This is a genomic window from Enterobacter sp. E12, assembly GCF_014596715.2.
GTDB classification, from domain to species: domain Bacteria; phylum Pseudomonadota; class Gammaproteobacteria; order Enterobacterales; family Enterobacteriaceae; genus Enterobacter; species Enterobacter bugandensis.
Genome location: NZ_CP115601.1, coordinates 2,993,326 through 3,016,822 on the forward strand (window position 1 = coordinate 2,993,326; position 23,497 = coordinate 3,016,822).

The window sequence follows — 23,497 nt, forward strand, 5'->3', positions numbered from 1 at the left end:
GCTGGGCTAGTGGAGTAATAACCTAATTGCTATGGTAGCAATGAGTTCATTATTTCAATTTTGAAATAATGCATCACTAGTGCGCGCTCATTACCGTAATGAAATATTGCCTTCCCGTGGAGGTTCTCCCCAGAGAATATAAGGTGCTTAAGCAATCCCAGCATTTTGCTGACAAGCAGATCTCCGCATTGGAAAAAACGCTATTCGCTTATTCATTTTTTGCTTTTCCACTTATTTGACTCGACGGATTAAAGTGACTTCGGCGGAAGGCGCATTTTCTGAAATTTTTATCTTTGACGATGCCAACAGGACAGGGCTGCGCATACCCGATCTTGCCTATGGGAGTTTTGTCACTGAAACAAAACGGCATAAATGTTTGAATAGCGGCCAGGAGAGGGGCCTGGAACGTGCGGAACATTCCCCTCTGCTCCGTTTTATTGTTGCCTTCATGCCGGGTTCTTTGGCATGTTAACAGCACATCACCTTTCCATTTTGTTCACGTGCGAGTAACGAGCAAAGCGATGATTAAGTGGCCCTGGAAAACGAACGAAGCTGGTCGAAATATGGCGCTGCCCTGGGATGAGGCGCTGGCGATCCCCGTGCTGGCGAATCTCTTGCCTGAAGAGCAATCAAAGCTGGTTCAACTGGCCGAGCGTTTTTTGCAGCAAAAACGCCTGGTGCCGCTGCAGGGGTTCGAGCTGGATCCGCTGAAAAATACGCGCATCGCCCTGCTTTTCTGCCTGCCGGTGCTGGAGCTCGGCATTGAGTGGCTGGACGGTTTTCATGAAGTGCTGATTTATCCTGCACCGTTCGTCGTCGATGACGAGTGGGAGGATGATATCGGGCTGGTACACAACCAGCGGGTGGTGCAGTCCGGGCAAAGCTGGCAGCAGGGGCCAATTATCCTCAACTGGCTCGACATTCAGGACTCGTTCGACGCCTCAGGCTTTAATCTGATTATTCACGAGGTGGCGCATAAGCTTGATACCCGCAACGGCGATCGCGCCAGCGGCGTGCCTTTTATTCCGCTACGTGAAGTCGCAGGATGGGAGCACGATCTGCACGCGGCGATGGATAACATCCAGGATGAGATAGACCTGGTGGGCGAAAGCGCGGCCAGCATTGATGCCTATGCGGCAACTGACCCCGCCGAGTGCTTTGCGGTGCTCTCGGAGTACTTCTTCAGCGCCCCCGAACTCTTCGCGCCCCGTTTCCCGGCGCTGTGGCAGCGTTTCAGCCAGTTTTATCAGCAGGATCCGCTCCAGCGCCTGCGGCAAAATGAGGGCGCTGGCGGCCCTTCACCCCACCACGTCCATTAATTTTTTTCGACAGGGGTACGCTCGGTTAACCGTACCCCGATGCTCAGCGCTAAAAACAGCGCTGCCACGCCAAAGGCCGCCGTCGTTAAATACTGTTCGCCGAAAAAGCGCGTCACGACGGGCACCAGCAGCGCGCTGACGCCATAGCCCAGCGTGTGGCTGGTCGCAATAGCGCCCGCTCCCTTCCCCGTGGTCAGGCGATCGTTCAGCAGCAGCTGATAGCCCGGCGTTGCCATTGCCGCGCCGAGCGAAGTGATAGCAATCCCCACGTAGAACAGCGCCAGTTCGGCGATACACATTAGCGCCAGCCCAGCCACCATCAGCACCGCCGCCATGCAAAGCAGGGTCAGCGGGCTGAAATGCTGCGGACGAACCACCAGGAACTGCGCCGCGAGCGTAGCCAGCGCGGCCAGGCTCAGCAGGAGCGCAACATGATGGCTGATATCCCGGGCGTTGCCGTCCAGCAAGGGGCTGAGGTGCGGTGACAGGCCGAGCTGCATCAGGCTCACCAGCGCCGCCAGCAGCATCGCCAGCAGCAGGAACGGCAGCATGGACATCTGCAGACGGGTCGCCTGATGTGCCACCGGCGGCAGCGGCGGATCCGCCACTTCGCGCAGCACCAGCAGCAGAGCGATTAACGGCGCGATCGCCATCAGCCAGAGCGGCGCGACCGGGTTAACGCTGAGCATCAGCGCCGCCAGCGGAGGCCCCAGCAGGCGGCCGCAGCTGAGGCCGGAACTGATGGTTGCCAGCGCCGCCATGCGTTTATCCAGGCCCGCACGCTGAATGGCCCACGTCTGCGCGGCAGGCACCATGCCCGACACCGTCAGGCCATACAGCAGACGCGAGAGGATCAGCCCCGCCAGCCCCCAAGTGCTTTCCAGCCTCCCTGCTGCCATCGCCCATACCACCAGCGCCATGACGCCAAAGCTGGCGAGATAGCCGCTGAGGGAGGCCACCATAACGACCTTACAGCCGCGGCGCTCGCTCTGGCGTCCCCACCAGGGGGACGCGGGTAAAAAAAGCATGGAGCCGAACATCAGCAGCCCGGCCCAGACCGAGAGTGAAAGTCCGGTCAGGGTCACCAGCTGCGGAAGCATGACCAGCAAACCGTTTTGCCCGATGCCCAGCAGGCCCGCGCAGAGCGCCAGGGGCCAGTTGGCTTTGGAGGTGATGTTTTCGGTCAACGTTTCAGAATCAGCGCGCATGAGAATGTGAACATAGTGTCAATAAATGTGTGGAAATTATGAAGTTAATGAAAACAAATATTGCAAAAATAGTTGCGACTGTAAACAGAATGAATATCATAACGAGAATTATTATCAGTCATGGAATGAGGTACATCTATGCGTGCTCTGCCCCGCTCTGCCGGTACAGACGTTGCAGCCCAGTGTTTTTTAAACGCCCTGTTACGCGAAACGAAGGACTGGCGCTATCTCCCCGCAGCTGCAGCGGATGAGTTAGCGCACATTCATATTCCACTCTCTTCCTCCCAGGCCCTTCGGGTTCCGGTACGCTATTTCTCCCCAACCCAGCACCATCAGTACCGTTTCCCGGCAACGCTTATTCAGAGCGATAGCGACAGTGGTGACGCCGTCACCTTCACTCAACTGATTGATTTAATTCTTGAAAAACCCTCAGTAAAAGGCTCACTGGATGCCGATACGCTGACGCGTTTTAAACAGCGCGCGCTGGAAAGCCATACCCATACCTGGCAGGCGATTGATTTGCGCCACGGCTGGGCAACGCTGCGAGACAAGCCGCTGACGTTTGCCGAAGCGGAACAGGCGCTGCTGGTGGGCCACGCGTTTCACCCAGCGCCAAAATCCCACGAGCCGTTCAACGAAACCGAGGCGCGCCGGTATCTGCCGGATTTCGGCTCCCGCTTCCCGCTGCGCTGGTTTGCCGTTGAGAGCACGCTCGTTGCCGGCGACAGCCTGAACGTCTCTCTGCGCGAGCGTCTACTGCGCTTCGCCGCCCAGAGCGCGCCCGATCTGCTCGGCCACTTCACCGACACCCGCTGGCTGCTGCCGATGCATCCGTGGCAGGCCGACTATCTGCTGGAGCAGGACTGGTGTCAGCGTCTGGCGGCAAACGGTTCATTACAGGACCTGGGTGAAGCGGGCGCACAGTGGCTGCCCACCAGCTCCTCACGCTCGTTGTACAGCGCAACCAACAGCGACATGATTAAATTCTCCCTCAGCGTGCGCCTGACCAACTCCGTGCGCACGCTGTCGGTCAAAGAGGTTAAGCGCGGTATGCGCCTGGCGCGGCTGGCGAAAACAGAACGCTGGCAAGATTTACAGGCCCGCTACCCGACCATGCGCGTGATGCAGGAAGACGGCTGGGCAGGACTCCGTGATGAAAGCGGCATCATTCAGGAAGAGAGCCTGATGGCACTGCGCGTTAACCTGCTGTTCGATACGCCAGACACCCAGACCAACGTGCTGGTCAGCCTGACCCAGGCCGCGCCTGACGGCGGTGACAGCCTGCTGGCCGCAGCGGTGCGCCGTCTTAGCCAGCGTCTGGATTTACCGCTCGCCCAGGCCGCCCGCTGCTGGCTGGACGCCTACTGCGACCGCGTGTTGCTTCCGCTGTTCAGCGCCGAGGCGGACTACGGTCTGGTGCTGCTGGCACACCAGCAAAATATCCTCGTTGAGATGCAGCAGGATTTCCCCGTCGGGCTGATCTACCGCGACTGCCAGGGCAGCGCCTGGACCGAAGGGGCCGACGCGTGGCTGAAAGAGGCGGGCGAAACCGACGTGGAAAACCGCTTCGGTGAAAGCCAGCTGCTGCGCTACTTCCCTTATTACCTGCTGCTGAACTCCACCCTTGCGGTCACCGCCGCTCTCGCCGCCGCCGGTTTCGACAGCGAAGAGCACCTGATGTCCCGCGTGCGTGACGCGCTGGCCGGGCTGCGCACGACGGCGAAGCAGACCCGCTGCCTCGACTACGTGCTCGACAGCCCGACCTGGAACTGCAAAGGCAACTTCTTCTGCTACCTGCACGATCGCAATGAGAACACCATCGTCGATCCGGCGGTGATCTATTTCGACTTTAGCAACCCGTTTTACAAGGAGAAGGCGTGATGGCCATCGCGAATATCGTCCATTCCGGCTACGGCTTTCGCTGCACCGCAACGGAACAAAACCTGCCGCTGACGCTGGGTCTTGACGGCAGCGCGGTGCTGGAGCGCCTGACCGGGATCCCGGCCGGCTGGCTGGTGGAAGCCCTCGATCAGCTGTTTGTTGCCGCGCCGGCCCTGACCGGCATTACCCTGCCGTGGGCGGACTGGCAGGATGAACCCCAGGCGCAGGCGCTGTTTAGCCAGGCCCACGGGGATTATCTGGCGCGAGAAACCTTCTGGCAGCTGCCGCTGTGGCTGCAAGGCGAACGTCCGCAGGCAAGCGGCGGGATGCAGTTTGATGAGAGCCGCCAGCTGTACTTCCCGCTGCGTCCTCGTCGCCCGCAGGGCGAGGTGTATCGCCGTTACGATCCGCAAATCAAGCGCACTTTGAGCTTCCGCGTGGCGGACGTGGCGCTGGACGGCGAGCGTTTCACTCAATGGATGAATAACCCGCGCGTGAACGCCTTCTGGGAGATGGCGGGCCCGCAGGCCGAGCAGGAAAACTACCTGCGCCGCCAGCTTGACTCAACCTACTGCTACCCGGTTATCGGCTGCTTCGACGACCAGCCGTTTGGCTATTTTGAACTCTACTGGGCGGCAGAAGACCGCATTGGCCGCCACTACCGCTGGCAGCCGTTTGACCGCGGGCTGCACATGCTGGTGGGCGAAGAAAACTGGCGCGGCGCGCAGTATATCCGCAGCTGGCTGCGCGGCCTGAGCCACTATCTTTATCTCGATGAACCGCGCACCGCGCGCATCGTGGCCGAGCCGCGCTTCGACAACCAGCGCCTGTTCCGCCATCTGGCCTCCGCCGGTTTCGACACGGTGAAAGAGTTCGACTTCCCGCACAAGCGCTCGCGCCTCATCATGAGCCAGCGTCACCGCTTCTTCAATGAGGTGGGCCTGTGAACGCGCTCTGGCAGAAAGTGAACCGCGAGATGGTGGCGAAGATCCTCGCGGAGCTGGAATACGAACGCACCCTGCGCGCTGAGCCCGTTTCATCGGACGGCTGGCGCATCGCTATGGGCGCCGAGTGCTGGCAGTTTCGCGCCGCGCGCGGGATCTGGGGCTGGCTGCATATCGACCCGGACAGCCTGATCGCCGCCAGCGGCGCCGCCGTGGAAGCGGAAAGCGCGCTGCTGCAGCTGGCGACGGTGCTGGAGATGAGCGACGCGCAAACGGCGGAGCACATGGAAGATCTCTACGCCACGCTGCGCGGCGACATGCAGCTGCTGCAGGCGCGTGAAGCGCTGGACGCGGACGCGCTGATCCACCTCGACCCGGACGAATTACAGTGTCTGATGCGCGGACACCCGAAGTTTATTTTCAACAAAGGCCGCCGCGGCTGGGGTCTGGACGCGCTGCGCCAGTACGCGCCGGAATACCGCGGGCGCTTCCGCCTGCACTGGGTCGCCGTCCAGCGTGAACATCTGGTCTGGAGCAGCGGCGCCGATTGCGACATTCACGCTCTGCTGGCCAGCACCATGGACGATGCCGAGCGCGCCCGGTTTGACGCTCGCTGGCAAGCGCTGGGTCTCGACGACGGCTGGCTGCCCGTGCCGCTGCACCCGTGGCAGTGGCAGCAAAAAATTGCCATTCATTTTCTTGCGCAGCTGGCGCGCGGTGAAATGGTTGAGCTGGGCGAGTTTGGCGATGAGTACCTGGCCCAGCAGTCCCTGCGCACGCTCACCAACGCCAGCCGCCGCGCGCCGTATGACATCAAGCTGCCGCTGACCATCTACAACACCTCCTGCTATCGCGGCATTCCGGGCAAGTATATTGCCGCCGGGCCTCTGGCCTCGCGCTGGCTGCAGCAGCAGTTCGCCGCTGACGCCACGCTGATCCGCTCTGGCGCGCAGGTGCTGGGCGAACCCGCCGCCGGGTATCTGTCGCATCCGGGCTACGCGGCGCTGCCGAAAGCGCCCTACCGCTACCAGGAGATGCTGGGCGTGATCTGGCGAGAGAACCCATCCTGCTATTTACAGGACGGCGAACAGGCGGTGCTGATGGCGGCGCTAATGGAAACCGACAACGCCGGACGTCCGCTGATCGACGCGTGGATCACGCGCTCGGGGTTAAGCGCCGACGCGTGGCTGGAAAAGCTGTTTGAGGCAACGGTGATCCCGTTCTACCACCTGCTCTGCCGCTACGGCGTGGCGCTGATTGCCCACGGCCAGAACGTGACGCTGGTGATGAAGGACTACGTCCCGCAGCGCATCCTGCTGAAGGATTTCCAGGGCGATATGCGCCTGGTGGACGAGGATTTCCCGCAGGCGCAGAGCCTGCCGGAGCAGGTAAAAGCGGTGACGGCGCGCCTGAGCGCGGATTACATCATTCACGACCTGCAGACCGGCAACTTTGTGACGGTGCTGCGCTTTATTTCGCGCCTCACGCTGCAAAGCGGCGTGAGCGAAAACCGCTTCTATCAGATCCTCGTCGGGGTGCTGCACCGCTATATGGCCGCGCACCCGGAGCTTGCGGAGCGCTTTGCGAAATTCGATCTGTTTAAGCCGCAGATTATTCGCGTGATCCTCAACCCGGTCAAACTGACCTTCTCCGAACACGACGGCGGCAGCCGCATGCTGCCGAACTACGTCACCGATCTTGATAACCCTCTTTTTCTGGCCTCCCGGGAGTCCGCGCAATGAAAACCTATGATTTCATCGGCATTGGTATTGGCCCGTTTAACCTCAGCGTCGCCGCCCTCGCAGAAGGTCTGGACGGCTTTAGCTCGCTGTTCCTTGAGCGTAAACCGCACTTCTCGTGGCACCCGGGCATGATGGTGCCGGACTGCCACATGCAGACCAGCTTCCTGAAGGATCTGGTCAGCGCCGTGGAGCCGACCAACCGCCACAGCTTTCTGAACTACCTGGTGCAGCGCAAAAAGTTCTACCGCTTCCTGACCACCGAGCAGCGCACGGTTTCCCGCGAAGAGTTTGCGGACTACCTGTGCTGGGCGGCGGATAACCTCACCAACCTCGCCTTCAGCCAGCAGGTTCAGCAGGTGAGCTTTGATGAGCAACGCAGCCTGTTTGAGGTGGTGACCCAGCGCGACCGCTTCCTCGCGCGCCACGTCTGCGTGGGTATTGGCAAACAGATCAACCTGCCTGACTGCGTCACGGCGCAGGACGATACCTGCTTCCACGCCAGCGAGATGATGCTGCGCACGCCGGATCTCGCCGGCAAGCGCGTCACCGTCGTCGGCGGCGGCCAGAGCGGCGCCGACCTGTTCCTGAATATTTTCCGTGGCGAATGGGGCCAGCCGCTGAGCCTGAACTGGGTCTCGCGCCGCAACAACTACAACGCGCTGGATGAAGCCGCCTTTGCTAACGAGTATTTCACGCCGGAGTATGTGGACAGCTTCTCCACGCTCGGTGAAGAGGCGCGTCGTCAGATGCTGCACGAGCAGAAGATGACCTCCGACGGCATCACCACCGAGTCCCTGCTGGCGATTTACCGCGCCATGTACCACCGCTTCGAAGTGCTGCGTGAAAAACCCTGGGCGCACCTGATGCCGTCCCGCTCGGTGACAACCCTGACGCGTCAGGAAACCGGACATCGCCTGAGCATTCAGCATCACCTCGACGGCGGCCACGAGCAGCTGGAGAGCGACGTGGTGATTTTCGCCACCGGCTACCGCGCCGTGCAGCCCGCGTTCCTCGCGCCGCTGTCTCACCGCCTGCATCTGGATGCGGACGAAGCGTTCTGCATTAACAACGATTTCACCCTCGAATGGGACGGTCCGCAGAGCAACCGCCTGTTCGCCGTGAACGCCGGGATGCACCGTCTCGGCATTGCCGAACCCCAGCTCAGCCTGATGGCCTGGCGCGCGGCGCGAATTCTGAATCGCGCACATGCCGACGAGCCGTTTGAACTGGCCACCACCCCTGGCGTTATCCACTGGCGGAGCACCACCAGCCCGGAGAGCAGCCAGGTTTTTAAATCGTTAGCAAAAACCACTGAGTACTGACACACACAATCAGGATCAACATAACAATGAAACGTTCTCATCTTTGGGTTTTAAATCCTTGCTTGCTTGCAATGCTTTCTACCTCTGCGTGGGCGGAAGAACAAAAGGAAGAAAATATCGTGGTCTCTGCCAGCCGCGCGCACCGCAGCGTGGCCGAGATGGCGCAGACCACCTGGGTCATTGAACGCTCTGAGATCGAGCAGCAGGTTCAGGGCGGGAAAGAGATTAAAGAGGTGCTGGCGCAGCTGATCCCGGGTATGGACGTCAGCAGCCAGGGGCGTACCAATTACGGCATGAACCTGCGCGGCCGCTCCATGATGGTGATGGTGGACGGCGTACGCCTGAACTCGTCCCGCAGCGACAGCCGCCAGCTCGACTCCATCGACCCGTTCAACATTGACCGTATCGAAGTCATCTCCGGCGCCACGTCACTGTACGGCGGCGGCAGCACCGGCGGCCTGGTGAACATCGTCACCAAAAAGGGCCAGCCGGAGACCGAAGTTGAGTTCCAGACCGGAGCAAAAAGCGGGTTTAACAGCCACAATGACCACGATGAGAACGTGTCGGCTGCGGTCAGCGGCGGCAACGACAACGCCTCCGGCCGTCTGTCGGTGTCGTATCAGCGCTACGGCGGCTGGTATGACGGCAACGGCGACGAGGTGATCATCGACAACACCCAGACCGGCTTACAGTATTCCGACCGTATCGATGTGATGGGCACAGGCACCCTCAATATTGACGATCACCAGCAGCTGCAGCTGACCACTCAGTACTACAAAAGCGAGTCCGACGGCAAGCATGGGCTGTATCTCGGGAAGAACTTCTCGGCGGTAACGGGGGATGCAACCGCATACAACAAAGGTAATCTCGACTCTGACCGCGTGCCGGGCACCGAGCGCCATCTGATTAACCTGCAGTACTCCAATACTGATTTCTGGGGCCAGGATCTGGTCGCGCAGATTTACTACCGTGACGAGAGCCTGACCTACTACCCGTTCCCGACCCTGACCAAAGGCGTGGTGAGCAGCATCGGCGCGTCGCAGCAGAAAACCGATTTTTACGGCGGCAAGCTGACGCTGAACAGCAAGCCGGTGGACGATTTGACGCTGACCTGGGGTGTCGATGCCGACCACGAAACGTTCGATGCCAACCAGCAGTTCTTTGACCTGAGCAAAGCGGCGGCGAGCGGCGGCATGGAGCTGGACAACGCCTACAACGTGGGCCGTTATCCGGGTTACAGCATCACCAACCTCGCTCCGTTCCTGCAGGCGAGCTACGACATTGACGCCATCACCCTGAGCGGCGGCGTGCGCTACCAGTACACCGAAAACAAGGTGGATGATTTTGTTGGCTACGCCCAGCAGCAAGCCATCGCCACCGGGAAAGCCACCTCCGCCGACGCGGTGCCGGGCGGGAAAACCGATTACAACAACTTCCTGTTTAACGCGGGGATCCTCGGTCGTCTGACCGAACAGCAGCAACTGTGGTTTAACTTCTCCCAGGGCTTTGAAATTCCTGACCTGGCGAAGTACTACGGCTCCGGCACCTACCAACTCAGCAACGGCCACTATCGCCTGCTGAACAGCGTGAACGTCAACGACTCAACGCTGGACGGCATCAAGGTCAACGCCTACGAGCTGGGCTGGCGCTTCACCGGCGACAACCTGCGCACGCAGGTCGCGGCGTATTACTCGCTCTCGGATAAAACCATCACCATCAACAAGACGGATATGACCATCAACCTGGAAGACGACAAGCGTCGTATCTACGGGATTGAAGGCCAGGTGGACTATTTCTTCACCGACAGCGACTGGAGCACCGGCGCGAACTTTAACGCCATCAAGTCTGAAACCCGCGAAAACGGGAAGTGGGAGAAGCTGACGGTCGACAGCGCCAGCCCGTCGAAAGCCAGCGCATGGGTGAACTGGGCGCCGGGCGACTGGACCCTGCGCGTGCAGAGCACGCAGACCTTTGACGTGTCTGACGCTGACGGCAAGAAGATCGATGGCTATAACACGGTCGACTTCTTGGGCAGCTACGCCCTGCCGGTGGGGAAAGTCAGCTTCAGCGTGGAAAACCTGCTGGACAAAGACTACACCACCGCCTGGGGCCAGCGCGCGCCGGGACTGTATAGCCCAACCTACGGTGCACCGGGCCTGTACACCTATAAAGGCCGCGGACGGACGTTTGGTCTGAACTACTCCGTGCTGTTCTGATCCTTCGCGCCGCCTGCGGGCGGCGCATTTCGTTGAGTAATTTCAACGCGAATTTGCTATAAAATCAGCGATTTGCTGAAATAGTCGGCAAACGAACAAAAAGCGCGTTTTCACCCTTTGACAAGGCGTACCGAGGTCGATAATATGCGCCTCGTTCACACGATTCCTCTGTAGTTCAGTCGGTAGAACGGCGGACTGTTAATCCGTATGTCACTGGTTCGAGTCCAGTCAGAGGAGCCAAATTTGAAAAGCCTGCTTTTAAAGCAGGCTTTTTGCTTTTCTGCGTCTCTGATGCTAACTCAGAATTGCATCCAGCCTGGCAAGCACTTCATTTATAACAGCATCAGGTATGCGTTCCAGCCGCATGCCGTTTCGGGCAGCCATATCAATAGTTCTGGGCTGGTCGCAGCGAATAACGCCCATCGTTTTTGTCCCCGCCCCTTCCAGTGAAACGGTGAAACCTGCCGTGCGAGCAAAGTTACCGCCGCTGGTGACGGGAACCACTACCGGTAGCCGGGTCAGCTTGTTAAACGATGCCTTCGACACGACGAGAACCGGACGTTTTCCGCTTTGCTCATGGCCAGCAATCGGATCCAGTGAAACAAGCCAGATTTCCCCTCTGTCCATTTACAGGATCTCCTTGCCCACCGCAGGCGCATCAATCCATTCCCGATCCTCTTCACTCATTTCAGCGTGCGGATCGCACTGCGCCAGCAGCTCCTCAAGCGAATAATGAGGCCGTTTTTGGGGTTCAATGATCAGGCAGCCATTGTTGATGGTCATGCCGACTTCGCTGTCCATCGACAGCTCCAGCGTTTTCAACACGGCGGGAGGAACCGCCAACATGATGGATCCGCCGACCTTTTTCAGGCGAGTTTTATACATAGCGCACCTCCTGATATTATATTTTAATATAACATTCATGCCAGGAGGTGCGCAATTATTCATCAGATTCATGGTGATTTCCTTTTCGTAATTAAGTGGGCAGAGAGCCGTTATCCATCGAAGGGCAGCGCTGGTGGGAACGAATTGCGTCACTAAGAAGGCTGATAATAAAAAACTGTTTTTACGGTTAAAAGAATTATGGCGGATCGGATAAACGAAATGCGAGGCGGCTTCCGCATCGGGAGCATTGTGGGGGCCAGGCTAAGGTCAACCCCATCATGGCTTCATAACAATACGGCCAAGCGGTTTCGCTGTCTCGGCGTATTCATGGGCCGCGGCGGCGTCAGCCAGGGGGAAGATGCGGTCAATGACAACCCTGATGCGCCCTGCCGCTACAGCCTGCAACATCTCGTCCACGCTTGCCCGAACCTCGGGCCTTTCAAAAAGGGGGCCCATGAATACCCCCATGAGCGTCTGGTTAGACTGCATTGCCGGCCATAAGTCGGCTGTCAGGCTGCCACCGCCCGCATTACCGACGAAAACGAGACGCCCTTCCGGCGCGAGTGCAGAAAGCGACGCAGGCAACGTCGTCCCTACCGGATCGATGACGAGGTTAACACCGGTGCCACGAGTGACCTGTCGGACACTCTCCACGACGTTATTCTCTACACGATCCACAACATGATCGGCCCCCAGTTCCAGCAACCGGTTTTTTCGCTGCGTTCCGCTTGCCACGGCGATGACCGTCGCGCCAGCTTGTGAGGCAAGCTGAACGGCAGCGAGCCCCACGCCACCCGCTGCTGCCTGAATCAGAACGGTTTCTCCGTGCCGGAGCATGCCTCGTGTGAAGAGGCAGTGATATGCTGTTCCAAAGGAGATCGGTACCACCGCCGCTTCTGCTGCATCCACTCCGTCAGGTATAAGCCAGGTTCGTTCCGCAGGCACAGCCCAACGTTCCGCATGCGATCCCTGCATGCTAAAAGCAGTCACTCTGTCTCCAACCTTGCGGCTACGGACTTTCGACCCGACGGCAACCACCGTCCCCGCGGCCGCGTAGCCAACAATCCATGAAGGAAAAGGCGGCGGTGTTGAACGCCGGTTGATCAGATCACCCCCTTCAATCGAGATAGCCTCGACTGAAATCAGCACATCGTCAGGCCCTGCGACCGGATCCGGAACATCGACATATTGCAGGACGCCGGGAGCGCCTTCCACGTCATAAACCGCTGCCTTCATAATTTTTCCTCTGTCTTGCCTTTTGATCGTCGGAAAGATCCGTAACGCTCAGGGTAGCCTGGCAATCACTTTTATCTCAAACTGGAATCCGTACAGCCACGTCACTCCGATCCCGGTCAAGGTTGGGTAAGGTGCTTCCCCCCAGTATTCTGGCAGGACACTCCAGATAGCGTCGAGGTTTGACTCGGGATCGACCACAAAAAGGGTAACGTCAACTACGTCATCGAACGTGCAGCCGGCAGCCGTGAGAACAGCATTAAGGTTATCAAACGCCAGACGGATCTGCGCTTTAATATCCTCTTCAGGCGAACCATCTTCCCGGCTACCCACCTGCCCCGAAACAAACAAGAAGCCATCAGATTTGATGGCGGGTGAATAGCGATTGCGCTCATAGAGCGCCTGGCGCCCGAAGGGAAAAACGGCTTCGCGTGTTGTCATATTTGTACCTTTGTAATGGGGCGAACTCTGCCCGGTGAACGTAAAGAGACTTTACAGCTGCTGAAGCAGAGGGATAAACAGGCGACTTTGTCCATCATTGTTTGTAATATCCAAACAATCGGTGAAAAGAGAGGACATGGGATGGATCGTTTTGATGCGATGCGCGCCTTTGCTCGCGTGGTGGAGGCAGGCAGCTTCACAAAGGCTGCCCAAACGCTCCATATGAGCAAAACCACGGTGACGCAGCTTATTCAGCAGCTGGAAGCGCGCCTGCGCGTCAAGCTGCTCCATCGCACCACCCGCAGGCTCGGCGTCACTCCCGATGGCGCGGTCTACTACGAGCGCGTTATCCGCCTGCTGGCGGACATGGAAGATGCAGAAAACAGCCTGTCCAGTGCGGCGATGACGCCCAGGGGACGCCTAAGGGTGGATGTGCCCACTCCTCTCGCCCGCCTTGTGCTGGTGCCCGCGCTACCGGCTTTTCACGCGCGCTACCCTGATATCCAGTTTGACATGGGCGTAAGTGACCGGGTGGTGGATCTGATCGGTGACAACGTGGATTGCGTCCTGCGGGGTGGCGAAATCAATGGCCAGTCACTGATCGCGCGCCATGTTGGCGATTTGCAAATCGGTGTTTACGTCGCACCGAGTTATGTGGAACGCCTCGGTGCCCCCGCGCATCCGCGAGAGCTGGAAAACACGGACCATCGCATCGTGGGATTCTTGTCCTCACGCACCGGTAAGATTGATCCTCTGGTGCTGCACGGTGAGAGTGAACGTATTGAAATTACGGGCAACTATGTGCTTGCTGTGGATGATGGCAATGCTTACCTCGAAGCTGGGCTAGCGGGATTGGGCGTGATTGCGCTGCCGGTCTATATGGCGGCAGCACATCAGGCTCGCGGTGCCTTGATTCCGCTATTTGAACGCTGGCGTATCGCTCCAATGCCCCTGTACCTGGCATTCCCGCCTAACCGCCATGTCAACGCTAAACTGCGCGTTTTTATTGAATGGATTGTTGAGTTGATGCAGCAGCATGTCCCTACTTCTACCATTAAGTGACTACATCTATTCGCTCATCACCGCCGATTGGTGGTCATTCAGGCGGTTTTGACAGAAAGGGAAATATTTATTTGTTTGTTACTGGCAAAGTCGAACCCATCAGAGGAGCCATTTTTGAAAAGCCTGCTTTTGAAGCCGGCTTTTTGCATCTGTGACTCACTAATAGTTACCAAGCGGATTCTTTTCACAGGCAATACCGCAAATGCCCTCAAGTTCGGCTTCGAGTGTTTTAACCAACGATTGAAGATAGTCTGGCCCTTCCTGATACTGGCGACGTTGTAACTGGTATTCTTCGGTAGAGAGCAAAGTTAATCGTTCTTTGACTCGCTCACCGCATGACGCTATCTCTTCAATAAAATCAACATCATAAAATGGAAGAATTTCTTTAGTTTTGTTATTAAAAACGATGACTTTGACGCTATGAGCATCCAGAACTTCAATGAATTTTTTATCACAGGTTAAGATTGCGGGAAAAAAGAATGCCGCGTTTTTATCAATATTTAAGGTAATAACAAATTCGAGAAAGCGCTGATGGCGTAGATCCCAGGCCATACCTCTAACGTACTCCCAAAATCCCGCCGTATTACGGTTCACTTTGTGAAAAAAGGCTTCCTTAGAACCATTTTCAAAAAAACGCTTAGCGAGCAAAATCTCTCTAATGCCAAAGAAATGGGCTTCATTGTGAGTAAATTCTAGCAGTTCGAGTAATTTTTCCTGCACCTGCTTAGCACTTGTTTTGGGGTTCCGCAGGTGAATCGCGCACATTTTTAACACATATACATATAAGCGATTATAGTCACGAACCAGCTCTTCCATTAGCGACTTATTTATAAACTCATAATTTTTACGTGCCATATATTGCTGCGTTTTAGCTATAATTTCCTGTTCAGACACATTAAATTTTAACTGCCTATGCTGCTGCCAAGCCGCAACATCCAGGTTGCGTAACATCTCATAAGCTCGAATGCGTTCGAAGATTTTTTCCTGTTTATTGAGATCGCTAAAATTACAAAGATTTTCGAGTTCATACAGCAAAGGATCAACATTGACTTCCTCTCTGGCGATGAAGTCAAAAATTTCTTCAAAATCATCGGGAAGTCGCGATCTTTGCCCTTCAAAGAAAGGCTTAAGATAACTTAATACCTGCGTATCGAGCGAGATAGAATAGTCGATGGGAAATGTAACGCGGTTACCAGAGATAAACATTTCTCTGAATATGTCTGGTGTAAGAATAAACACATGCGGCGTTTTGAATAAGCTACGCACGGCAGAACCACTGCTGAAGTTCCTGTTAACCGATAAGCCCGGAGTCGCACCTTTCTCCGCTGCAAAAATGAAGGTATAATCGTCAAGATAGTGGTAATAGAGTGCATATTGTTGAACAGCTGCCTCAAGATTTCCTGAGTGGCAGATATCATAAATAAAATCATGAATAACATTTGCCATTGTGCCCTCCCGGCATCGACCTAGCCTCCATTTTTAACACGCCTAAGCTTTTGCTATCAATATTCAGTATTTATTCCTGCATGCATACTTCATAAAATTTATGCCGCGATACTTACGCACCGGGCATAAACGATAACAGACTGCTTGTCTAAGTTGGATTATTAAATCTGATAATCAATCGCCACTTCTTCCGGCTCCATGACCTGGCGTTTGATCTCGTCCACCGACAGCCCGGCATTGCACAGCTCGATAAAGCGCCACACATAGTTGCGCTGCAGCTGCCCGCGCTTCAGGCCCAGCCATACGGTGTTGGCGTCAAACAGATGACGCGTGTCAAGACGCACCAGGTTCCCGTCTTCGCGTTCGCCGCTGGACTGTTCCGCCACCAGGCCAATGCCCAGCCCAAGCTCGACGTAGGTTTTGATCACGTCAGAGTCCTGCGCGCTCAGCACGATGTCCGGCGTTAATCCTTTACGGTTGAAGGCCTCGTCTATGCGCGAGCGTCCGGTGATCCCCTGGCGGTAGGTAATCAGCGGCCATTTCGCAATGTCTTCCAGCGTCAGGGGAGAGACCTGATTCAGCGGATGATCGACCGGAAGCAATAAGCTGTGGTACCAGCGGAACCAGGGGAACGCCACCAGCAGCGGGTCGTTGCTCAACCGCTCGCTGGCAATGCCGATATCTGCCCCACCGTTTTGCAGCAGCCCTTCAATTTCCTGTGGCGTGCCCTGGATAAGCTCCAGACGGACGTCAGGGAAAAGTTCGCGGAAGGCTTTGATCACCGGCGGCAGGCTGTAGCGCGCCTGGGTGTGGGTGGTGGCGATGGTGAGCACGCCGGAGGCATCGTTGGTGAAGAGATCCGCCAGGCGACGCACGTTGCTGGCTTCGTTGAGGATCCGCTCCGCGATGGTGAGCAATGCTTTACCCGGCTCCGTCATGCCGAGCAGCCGCTTGCCGCGACGAATAAAGATCTCTATGCCCAGCTCCTCTTCCAGCTCGCGGATATGGCGGCTGACGCCGGACTGAGAGGTATAAAGCATATTGGCGACCTCGGTCAGGTTGTAGTCCCGCCTGGCCGCCTCACGGATAATTTTAAGTTGCTGGAAATTCACGATTCACTCCGGCGCATCTGACATAGCTCTATTGTTAGAGTCAGCCGAGCTGCAGAACAAATAATAAAAACCAGCATCTTATGCTTTTATGGAATATCAGCTCACGAGCTGGAGCTCACGGTTCTCAAGCGACGGCTTGCTGACCAGCGACATTAAAATCTCTTTTACCGCCTGCGCCTGCGGCGAAAGCGAGCCGCGAGCGGACATGTTCAGCGACAGCGGCAGGCTCATCGAAGGCGTGGTAATCCGCGCCATCCAGCCGTTTGCCGCACCGCACAGCGAGCGCGCGGCGGATTCCGGCAGTACGGTGACACCCATTCCGCTGGCAATGGCCGCGGTCAGCGTGGAGAGCGAGTCGATTTCGCCGATGATTTTGGCCGTCAGGCGGCGCAGGGAGAACGCTTCGTCCACACGCACGCGCACGGCGCTGTAGTCGCGCGGCAGATAGAGGTTCATCTCTGCCACGGCGGTAAGATCGACGCTCTGGCCCGGACAGTCGCGGGTGCCCACGAGGTAGAGATCTTCCTTGAGCAGCGGCTGGCTGGTGATCCCGGCAACCGGGGAGCGATCGTAAAGGACCGCCATGTCCAGCTGGCCGTTGAGCAGCTTGTCATTCAGTACAGAACCACTGTTTTCATGCAGATAGACCAGCACTTCCGGCAGCTCGGCGCGCACGGCCTGCAGAAGCGGCATGGTGATAGAGGACGCCGCCGTTCCCGGCGCCAGCCCGATAGAAACGTGCCCGCTCAGGGTCTGGCCCACGTTGTTCACCGCCAGCTGCGCCTGTTCACACTGACGCAGGATAGTGCGGGCATGGGTATACAGGATCTTGCCTGCTTCCGTTGGCGTGACGCCGCGTTTGGTGCGGATCAGTAACTGCTGATCCATCTCGCCTTCCAGAGTAGCCACCTGCTGGCTCAGCGCAGGCTGCGCGATGTGCAGCACTTCTGCCGCTTGAGTCAGGCTGCCGATATCGACGATTTTTACGAAGTATTTCAGTCGTCTTAAGTTCATTTTGCCCCCTGTTCGAAATGCATTGCCGGAACCGGCTGTCGTTGTTGAACAGGTTTTGCAATATGAATGCCACTTTTATCGTGCGGTCTGAATTGTTCGCTAACCGCCTGAAAATAAGGAAACCTAATCATGGAGGGGTAATTTATTACTGAAACAGCAGTTTACGATCTGCCCCATTAGAGGTATATCCGCACCATTACGGTGCATTCCGCTGTCAAAAACATCATATTGCCGATTTTGTCAGCAAACGATCAAAAGGCGTTGATCCACCCTTTGACAAGGCGAACGCAGGTCGATAATATGCGCCCCGTTCACACGATTCCTCTGTAGTTCAGTCGGTAGAACGGCGGACTGTTAATCCGTATGTCACTGGTTCGAGTCCAGTCAGAGGAGCCAAATTTGAAAAGCCTGCTTTTAAAGCAGGCTTTTTGCTTTTCTGCGCAAGGTAAATGCAAAACGGCAACTAGGTTGTAATACCGATCAGTTAAGGATCGGTTGACCGATCCAGTGGCTGTGTAAGAATCCGGAAATGTTTACCCGTTTCCGGATTTTTTTATGCACATTGGACAGGCTCTTGATCTGGTATCACGTTACGATTCTCTGCGTAACCCTCTGACTTCTCTGGGCGACTATCTTGACCCGGAACTGATTTCCCGCTGCCTTGAAGAATCCGGCACCGTCACGTTACGCAAACGGCGCCTTCCTCTGGAAATGATGGTCTGGTGCATTATCGGTATGGCCCTTGAGCGTAAGGAGCCGGTTCATCAGATAGTTAACCGGCTGGATATCATGTTACCCGGCAACCGTCCGTTCGTTGCCCCCAGTGCCGTGATCCAGGCCCGTCAGCGGCTGGGAAGCGAAGCCATCCGCCGCGTGTTCACGCAAACAGCGCAGCTCTGGCATAACGCCACACCGCATCCGCACTGGTGCGGCCTGACACTGCTGGCCATCGATGGTGTGTTCTGGCGCACACCGGATACGCCGGAAAACGATAGCGCCTTTCCCCGCCAGACGCATGGCGGAAACCCGGCACTCTACCCGCAGGTAAAAATGGTCTGCCAGATGGAACTGACCAGCCATCTGTTGACGGCAGCGGCCTTCGGCACGATGAAAAACAGCGAAAATGAGCTCGCGGAGCAACTGATAGAGCAGACCGGCGATAACACCCTGACGTTAATGGATAAAGGCTATTACTCGCTGGGGCTGCTGAATGCGTGGAGCCAGGCGGGAGAACACCGTCACTGGATGCTCCCGCTCAGAAAGGGAGCACAGTATGAAGAGGTCAGAAAGCTGGGTAAAGGCGACTATCTGGTGAAGCTGAAAACCAGCCCACAGGCACGAAAAAAATGGCCGGGTCTGGGAGATGAGATGACAGCCCGCCTGCTGACCGTAACGCGCAAAGGGAAAACCAGCCATCTGCTGACGTCGATGACGGACGCCATGCGCTATCCCGGAGGAGAAATGGCAGACCTGTACAGCCATCGCTGGGAAATAGAGCTGGGGTACAGGGAGATAAAACAAACGATGCAACTGAGCAGGCTGACGCTGAGGAGTAAAAAGCCGGAGCTTGTGGAGCAGGAGTTATGGGGCGTGTTACTGGCGTATAATCTGGTGCGATATCAGATGATTAAAATGGCGGGCCATCTGAAAGGATACTGGCCGAATCAGCTGAGCTTCTCAGAATCATGCGGCATGGTCATGAGAATGCTGATGACGCTGCAGGGCGCTTCACCAGGGCGTATCCCGGAGCTGATGCGTGATCTTGAAAGCATGGCGCAACTGGTAAAGTTGCCGACAAGAAGGGAAAGGGCCTTCCCGAGGGTGGTAAAGGAAAGGCCCTGGAGATACCCCACAGCCCCGAAAAAAAGCCAGTCAGTTGCTTAACTGACTGGCATTACAACTAGGTTGCCGTTTTTAGTGTGTTCCCCCTCTCCCGTGGGAGAGGGTTGGGGTGAGGGCACCAGCCCGCACTATGCCCTCACATGCCGATTTTAACCGGCATCCCCGACCGCCGTTCCAGTTCAGCGCCCGCCCCCTCGTTTATCAACTGTGTCTGCTGTGCGGCGGAGATGGGCAGAGGCACTTTCCGGCTCGATTCAAATTCCGCCCGGTTACGCGACAGCGGTTCGTGAACCTCCACCCAGCGGCTGCCGTCCGGCTCCGTGGTCACCTTAACGGGCCGATCGATAAGCTGCACGCGGGTGCCCACGGGGACGTTATCAAAAAGATATTTAATGTCGTTGTTACGCAGACGAATACAGCCCTGGCTCACCCGCAGCCCAATGCCGAAATTGGAGTTTGTGCCGTGTATGGCATATAGCCTGCCGATATATATCGCATACAGCCCCATCGGGTTATCCGGCCCGGCGGGCACGAAGGCGGGCAGCGTTTTCCCCTCTGCCGCATAGGCACGACGCGTGTTCGGCGTAGGTGACCAGGTGGGGCCCTCCTGCTTGCGCTCAACCGCCGTGACCCAGTTACGCGGGGTTTCGCGACCGGCCTGACCAATGCCGATGGGCAATACTTCGACGGTATTGCTGCCCGGCGGATAATAGTAGAGACGCATTTCCGCCACGTTAACGACAATCCCCTCGCGCACGGTGTCGGGTAAAATCAGCTGCTGAGGAATGACCAGCCGGGTGCCGGATTTGGGCAAAAAAGGATCCACGCCCGGGTTCGCTTCCAGCATATTGCTGAGCCCCAGCCCGTGCTGTGCAGCAAAGGCCTCAAGCGGTAACGTATTGCGCTCGGGAACGGTGATGGTAATCGGGGTTCCCACCAGCCGACTGCCTTCCGGCGGTAAGGTATAGGTTACGGCAAACGCGCCGGGTACAGCGGCACACAGCGTAAGGACGAACCAGGTAAATCGCATCATAATTTCCTGTGCTCAAAAAAGAGAAAGCCTGGACTCAGGCAGGCTTTCTCAGTTTACGCTATTACGCCTCGGTTTTGCGCCATCTGCGCGTCAGCACTTTTTCCGCCTCGACAATAAGGAACATCACAAAACCAATCAGGAAGGTGATGACCCAGTAGCGGAACGGCAGCGCTTCGGTACCAAACAGCATCTGCATGAACGGGGCGTAAATGATAAGAAGCTGAAGCGCCAGCAGTACGCCGCTCACGATCCAAATCCCTTTATTCGCCAGCAGACCTTTGCTCAGCGAGAAGCCGTCATTAACGCGACAGTTGAGCATGTAGAACCACTGCGCGGTCACCAGGGTTTGCAGCAGCACGGTGCGGATGAATTCCGCCGAGTAGCCGCGCGGCTGTAGCCAGGCTTCCAGCACGAAGGCGCTAATGGCAATCATCAGACCGACAAACACCACGCGCCAGATGGCGTAGCCGTCCATCACATGCAGATTCGCCTTACGCGGTGGCCGGTTCATGATGTCCTTCTCACCCGCTTCAAACGCCAGGCCAAACGACAGCGTTGCCGACGTCGCCATGTTCATCCACAGGATCAGGACCGGCGTCAGCGGAATCAGGTTCCCCGCCAGCAGCGCGATGATGATCAGCAGGGCCTGCGCGATGTTGCTCGGGATAACGAACAGAATCGTTTTTTTCAGGTTATCGTAAACCCGCCGTCCCTCGTGGACCGCACTGGCAATGGTGGCAAAGTTGTCATCCGTTAACACCATGTCGGCGGCTTCCTTGGTGACCTCAGTCCCCTTAATCCCCATGGCGATACCCACATCCGCCCGCTTGAGCGCCGGGGCATCGTTTACGCCATCCCCGGTCATGCCCACCACTTCCTGTTTACTTTGCAGGGCCTGCACGAGGCGGAATTTATCCTCCGGGCTGGTTCGGGCGAAAATATCATACTGCTGCGCGGCGTCGCTCAGCTGACGGTCATCCATCGCCTCCAGCTCGCGTCCGGTGATCGCGCTTGCGGCGTTACCAATCCCCAGCATTTGCCCGATGCTCATGGCCGTTTGCGGGTGGTCGCCGGTGATCATTTTCACGCGGATCCCGGCCTGCAGACAGTCGGCAATCGCGGTAATGGCCTCCGGACGCGGCGGATCCATCATTCCTGCAATACCGAGCAGGATCACGCCATCCTGCAGGTCCGGGTGATCCAGCTCGCGTTGTCCCTCGTGGGCAGGTTTCCAGGCCGCAGCCACCATGCGCAACCCTTCCCGGGCATATTCTTCAATCTTCCCTTCCCAGTAAGGCTGATCGAACGGCTGCTGTCCGTCATTCGTCTGCTGGTACTGGCAGAGACGGAACAGGACGTCCGGCGCGCCGGTAATTAAAATCACCTCTTCATCACCCAGCCGATACAGCGTGGACATATATTTATACTGCGAATCAAACGGGATTTTACTGCGCATTTCGGTATCAAGCGGTGGGAGCGGGATTTTTGCCGCCAGCACCTTCAGGGCGCCCTCGGTTGGCCCTCCGGTGATTTTCCACAGCCCCTGCTCGTCTTTGATCAGCTGGCTGTCATTGCAGAGGTCAATGGTGCGCAGGTAGCGTTCCAGCAGAGAACCCTGGGTCACGCTGACGGGCGTCGGGTCATCTACGGGGTGAATATTCCCCACCGGTTCGTAGCTGTCGCCCTCCACGCGATAGGTCGTGTCAGCGGTAATCACCGCTTTGACCGTCATTTCATTCATCGTCAGGGTGCCGGTTTTATCCGAGCAGATGACCGTCATTGCGCCCAGGGTTTCCACCGTGGGCAACTTGCGAATAATGGCCTTGCGACGCGCCATGGCCTGTACGCCAAGCGAAAGGATGATGGAAATGATGGCCGGCAGGCCTTCCGGCACGGCGGCAACGGCGAGGCTGATAAGCGACAGTACCAGTTCAGAAACCGGCATATCCCGGAACAGGAGGCTAAAGACGAACAGCGCTACCATCATCACCAGGATAGTGATGAAGATGGTCTTACCGAGCTTGTCCATCTGCACCATCAGCGGCGTGCGGTGCTTTTCAATGTCGGACATCATCTGGTTGATGTGGCCAAGCTCGGTCTCGCCCCCGGTTGCCACCACCACGCCTTTACCGCCGCCGGAGCTGACGGTGGTGCCTGAGTAGAGCAGATTATACCGGTCACCTAAAGGCAGTTCCCCGCTTAACGCATCGCTGTTTTTCTCAACAACGGTGGATTCGCCGGTCAGGATGGCCTCCTCCACGCGAAGGTTATGCGCTTCAATTACGCGCAGGTCCGCAGGGATACGATCCCCGGCGCGGATCACCACGATATCACCCGGGACCAGCGACGTGGTGGGGATCGTTTCATGATTCCCCTGTCGTACCACCACGGCTTCGCTGGCGAGCATATTGCGAATACTCTGCAACGATTTTTCAGCATTGCTCTCCTGGATATGGCCGATCAGCGCGTTAATGATGGCAACCCCGAGGATCACAAACATGTCTACCCAGTGGCCCATAAAGAGCTTAAGCAACGCGGCCACCAGCAGAACGTAAATCAGTACATCGTTAAAATGCGCCAGGAAGCGCAGCCAGGCGGGTTTACCCTTTTTTTGCGGTAACGCATTCTCACCATGCTGCTGAAGTCGGGCTGATGCCTCAGTGCCGCTAAGTCCTTCCAGAGTGGAGTGGATATTCGACAGGGTTTCATCAACGGTTTGTTGATAATACGGACGTTCAGGTTTTCCTGTTTTCATTGTTACTTCCTCAGGTTCTATTCAGAAATCACCTTGCTTTCA

Annotated in this window: 18 protein-coding genes and 2 tRNA genes; 10 read left to right on the forward strand and 10 right to left on the reverse strand. The window is 57.0% G+C overall.

What is annotated here, in order from left to right:
• Positions 1-521: 521 nt before the first annotated feature.
• Positions 522-1,319, forward strand: a complete 798-nt coding sequence (mtfA, locus tag IB212_RS14335) for a DgsA anti-repressor MtfA (protein ID WP_041909219.1) — start codon at positions 522-524, stop codon at positions 1,317-1,319.
• Here the strand turns inward: mtfA and IB212_RS14340 are convergent.
• Entirely contained in the window at positions 1,316-2,527 is a 1,212-nt protein-coding gene (locus IB212_RS14340; protein ID WP_041909217.1) for an MFS transporter, read from the reverse strand. The two genes, mtfA and IB212_RS14340, sit on opposite strands and share 4 nt — an antisense overlap.
• Positions 2,528-2,665: 138 nt before the next feature.
• Between IB212_RS14340 and IB212_RS14345 the strand changes: the two genes are divergently transcribed.
• From IB212_RS14345 to IB212_RS14370, 6 genes are all read left to right on the forward strand, one after another.
• The gene (locus IB212_RS14345) at positions 2,666-4,408 is read left to right on the forward strand and encodes an IucA/IucC family siderophore biosynthesis protein (protein ID WP_041909215.1); all 1,743 of its coding nucleotides are present in this window, start codon (positions 2,666-2,668) and stop codon (positions 4,406-4,408) included.
• On the forward strand, positions 4,408-5,355 hold the full coding sequence (locus tag IB212_RS14350; RefSeq protein WP_041909213.1) for a GNAT family N-acetyltransferase: 948 nt from the start codon (positions 4,408-4,410) through the stop codon (positions 5,353-5,355). The genes IB212_RS14345 and IB212_RS14350 overlap by 1 nt, the downstream gene beginning before the upstream one ends.
• Entirely contained in the window at positions 5,352-7,094 is a 1,743-nt protein-coding gene (gene iucC, locus IB212_RS14355; RefSeq protein WP_317616881.1) for an aerobactin synthase IucC, read from the forward strand. The genes IB212_RS14350 and iucC overlap by 4 nt, the downstream gene beginning before the upstream one ends.
• The gene (locus tag IB212_RS14360; protein WP_041909209.1) at positions 7,091-8,416 is read left to right on the forward strand and encodes a lysine N(6)-hydroxylase/L-ornithine N(5)-oxygenase family protein; all 1,326 of its coding nucleotides are present in this window, start codon (positions 7,091-7,093) and stop codon (positions 8,414-8,416) included. The genes iucC and IB212_RS14360 overlap by 4 nt, the downstream gene beginning before the upstream one ends.
• Positions 8,417-8,442: 26 nt before the next feature.
• Positions 8,443-10,632: a TonB-dependent siderophore receptor gene (locus IB212_RS14365; RefSeq protein ID WP_045629797.1), complete on the forward strand. Its 2,190-nt coding sequence runs from the start codon at positions 8,443-8,445 to the stop codon at positions 10,630-10,632.
• 164 nt (positions 10,633-10,796) lie between these two features.
• Positions 10,797-10,872: transfer RNA gene (locus IB212_RS14370), tRNA-Asn, on the forward strand.
• A 54-nt stretch (positions 10,873-10,926) separates the two neighbouring features.
• Here the strand turns inward: IB212_RS14370 and IB212_RS14375 are convergent.
• The 4 genes from IB212_RS14375 to IB212_RS14390 all read right to left on the reverse strand — a co-directional run bounded on the left by IB212_RS14375 (position 10,927) and on the right by IB212_RS14390 (position 13,191).
• On the reverse strand, positions 10,927-11,259 hold the full coding sequence (locus tag IB212_RS14375; protein WP_045629798.1) for a type II toxin-antitoxin system PemK/MazF family toxin: 333 nt from the start codon (positions 11,257-11,259) through the stop codon (positions 10,927-10,929).
• Positions 11,260-11,517 carry an antitoxin gene (locus IB212_RS14380; RefSeq protein ID WP_153657100.1) on the reverse strand — a complete coding sequence of 86 codons (258 nt, stop codon included), beginning with the start codon at positions 11,515-11,517 and terminating at the stop codon, positions 11,260-11,262. It abuts the gene before it with no gap.
• A 276-nt stretch (positions 11,518-11,793) separates the two neighbouring features.
• Positions 11,794-12,753, reverse strand: a complete 960-nt coding sequence (locus IB212_RS14385; RefSeq protein WP_188245999.1) for a zinc-binding alcohol dehydrogenase family protein — start codon at positions 12,751-12,753, stop codon at positions 11,794-11,796.
• A gap of 48 nt (positions 12,754-12,801) precedes the next feature.
• Positions 12,802-13,191, reverse strand: coding sequence for a RidA family protein (locus tag IB212_RS14390; RefSeq protein WP_045629800.1), 390 nt, complete (start codon positions 13,189-13,191; stop codon positions 12,802-12,804).
• Between the two features lie 141 nt (positions 13,192-13,332).
• Between IB212_RS14390 and IB212_RS14395 the strand changes: the two genes are divergently transcribed.
• A complete protein-coding gene (locus tag IB212_RS14395) occupies positions 13,333-14,253 on the forward strand; it encodes a LysR family transcriptional regulator (RefSeq protein ID WP_188246000.1) in 921 nt (306 codons plus the stop codon).
• A gap of 159 nt (positions 14,254-14,412) precedes the next feature.
• On the opposite strand, the gene IB212_RS14400 is transcribed toward IB212_RS14395, so the two are convergent.
• The 3 genes from IB212_RS14400 to nac all read right to left on the reverse strand — a co-directional run bounded on the left by IB212_RS14400 (position 14,413) and on the right by nac (position 17,825).
• A complete protein-coding gene (locus tag IB212_RS14400) occupies positions 14,413-15,699 on the reverse strand; it encodes a hypothetical protein (protein WP_188246001.1) in 1,287 nt (428 codons plus the stop codon).
• A 161-nt stretch (positions 15,700-15,860) separates the two neighbouring features.
• Positions 15,861-16,811, reverse strand: a complete 951-nt coding sequence (gene cbl, locus IB212_RS14405) for an HTH-type transcriptional regulator Cbl (RefSeq protein ID WP_041909200.1) — start codon at positions 16,809-16,811, stop codon at positions 15,861-15,863.
• A gap of 96 nt (positions 16,812-16,907) precedes the next feature.
• Positions 16,908-17,825 carry a nitrogen assimilation transcriptional regulator NAC gene (gene nac / locus IB212_RS14410; RefSeq protein ID WP_163332530.1) on the reverse strand — a complete coding sequence of 306 codons (918 nt, stop codon included), beginning with the start codon at positions 17,823-17,825 and terminating at the stop codon, positions 16,908-16,910.
• A gap of 320 nt (positions 17,826-18,145) precedes the next feature.
• Between nac and IB212_RS14415 the strand changes: the two genes are divergently transcribed.
• Together IB212_RS14415 and IB212_RS14420 are read left to right on the forward strand one after the other, a co-directional pair.
• Positions 18,146-18,221 (forward strand) — tRNA-Asn (locus tag IB212_RS14415).
• 159 nt (positions 18,222-18,380) lie between these two features.
• A complete protein-coding gene (locus IB212_RS14420; protein ID WP_409033779.1) occupies positions 18,381-19,709 on the forward strand; it encodes an IS4 family transposase in 1,329 nt (442 codons plus the stop codon).
• Between the two features lie 94 nt (positions 19,710-19,803).
• Here the strand turns inward: IB212_RS14420 and ldtA are convergent, their stop codons facing one another.
• Positions 19,804-20,700: a L,D-transpeptidase gene (ldtA, locus tag IB212_RS14425; protein WP_041909198.1), complete on the reverse strand. Its 897-nt coding sequence runs from the start codon at positions 20,698-20,700 to the stop codon at positions 19,804-19,806.
• Between the two features lie 61 nt (positions 20,701-20,761).
• Positions 20,762-23,455 (reverse strand): cation-transporting P-type ATPase, encoded by a 2,694-nt coding sequence (locus tag IB212_RS14430; RefSeq protein ID WP_188246119.1) that lies wholly within the window; start codon positions 23,453-23,455, stop codon positions 20,762-20,764.
• Between the last annotated feature and the right edge of the window lie 42 nt (positions 23,456-23,497).

Excerpts from the sequence above, each read along its gene's own strand:
- IB212_RS14420 (WP_409033779.1), top strand. The coding sequence starts at position 18,381 with ATGCACATTGGACAGGCTCTTGATCTGGTATCACGTTACGATTCTCTG.
- nac (WP_163332530.1), bottom strand. The coding sequence starts at position 17,825 with ATGAACTTAAGACGACTGAAATACTTCGTAAAAATCGTCGATATCGGC.
- IB212_RS14380 (WP_153657100.1), bottom strand. The coding sequence starts at position 11,517 with ATGTATAAAACTCGCCTGAAAAAGGTCGGCGGATCCATCATGTTGGCG.
- IB212_RS14345 (WP_041909215.1), top strand. The coding sequence starts at position 2,666 with ATGCGTGCTCTGCCCCGCTCTGCCGGTACAGACGTTGCAGCCCAGTGT.
- IB212_RS14385 (WP_188245999.1), bottom strand. The coding sequence starts at position 12,753 with ATGAAGGCAGCGGTTTATGACGTGGAAGGCGCTCCCGGCGTCCTGCAA.
- mtfA (WP_041909219.1), top strand. The coding sequence starts at position 522 with ATGATTAAGTGGCCCTGGAAAACGAACGAAGCTGGTCGAAATATGGCG.
- IB212_RS14365 (WP_045629797.1), top strand. The coding sequence starts at position 8,443 with ATGAAACGTTCTCATCTTTGGGTTTTAAATCCTTGCTTGCTTGCAATG.
- IB212_RS14400 (WP_188246001.1), bottom strand. The coding sequence starts at position 15,699 with ATGGCAAATGTTATTCATGATTTTATTTATGATATCTGCCACTCAGGA.
- IB212_RS14395 (WP_188246000.1), top strand. The coding sequence starts at position 13,333 with ATGGATCGTTTTGATGCGATGCGCGCCTTTGCTCGCGTGGTGGAGGCA.
- IB212_RS14390 (WP_045629800.1), bottom strand. The coding sequence starts at position 13,191 with ATGACAACACGCGAAGCCGTTTTTCCCTTCGGGCGCCAGGCGCTCTAT.
- IB212_RS14350 (WP_041909213.1), top strand. The coding sequence starts at position 4,408 with ATGGCCATCGCGAATATCGTCCATTCCGGCTACGGCTTTCGCTGCACC.
- IB212_RS14360 (WP_041909209.1), top strand. The coding sequence starts at position 7,091 with ATGAAAACCTATGATTTCATCGGCATTGGTATTGGCCCGTTTAACCTC.
- IB212_RS14340 (WP_041909217.1), bottom strand. The coding sequence starts at position 2,527 with ATGCGCGCTGATTCTGAAACGTTGACCGAAAACATCACCTCCAAAGCC.
- IB212_RS14430 (WP_188246119.1), bottom strand. The coding sequence starts at position 23,455 with ATGAAAACAGGAAAACCTGAACGTCCGTATTATCAACAAACCGTTGAT.
- ldtA (WP_041909198.1), bottom strand. The coding sequence starts at position 20,700 with ATGATGCGATTTACCTGGTTCGTCCTTACGCTGTGTGCCGCTGTACCC.
- IB212_RS14375 (WP_045629798.1), bottom strand. The coding sequence starts at position 11,259 with ATGGACAGAGGGGAAATCTGGCTTGTTTCACTGGATCCGATTGCTGGC.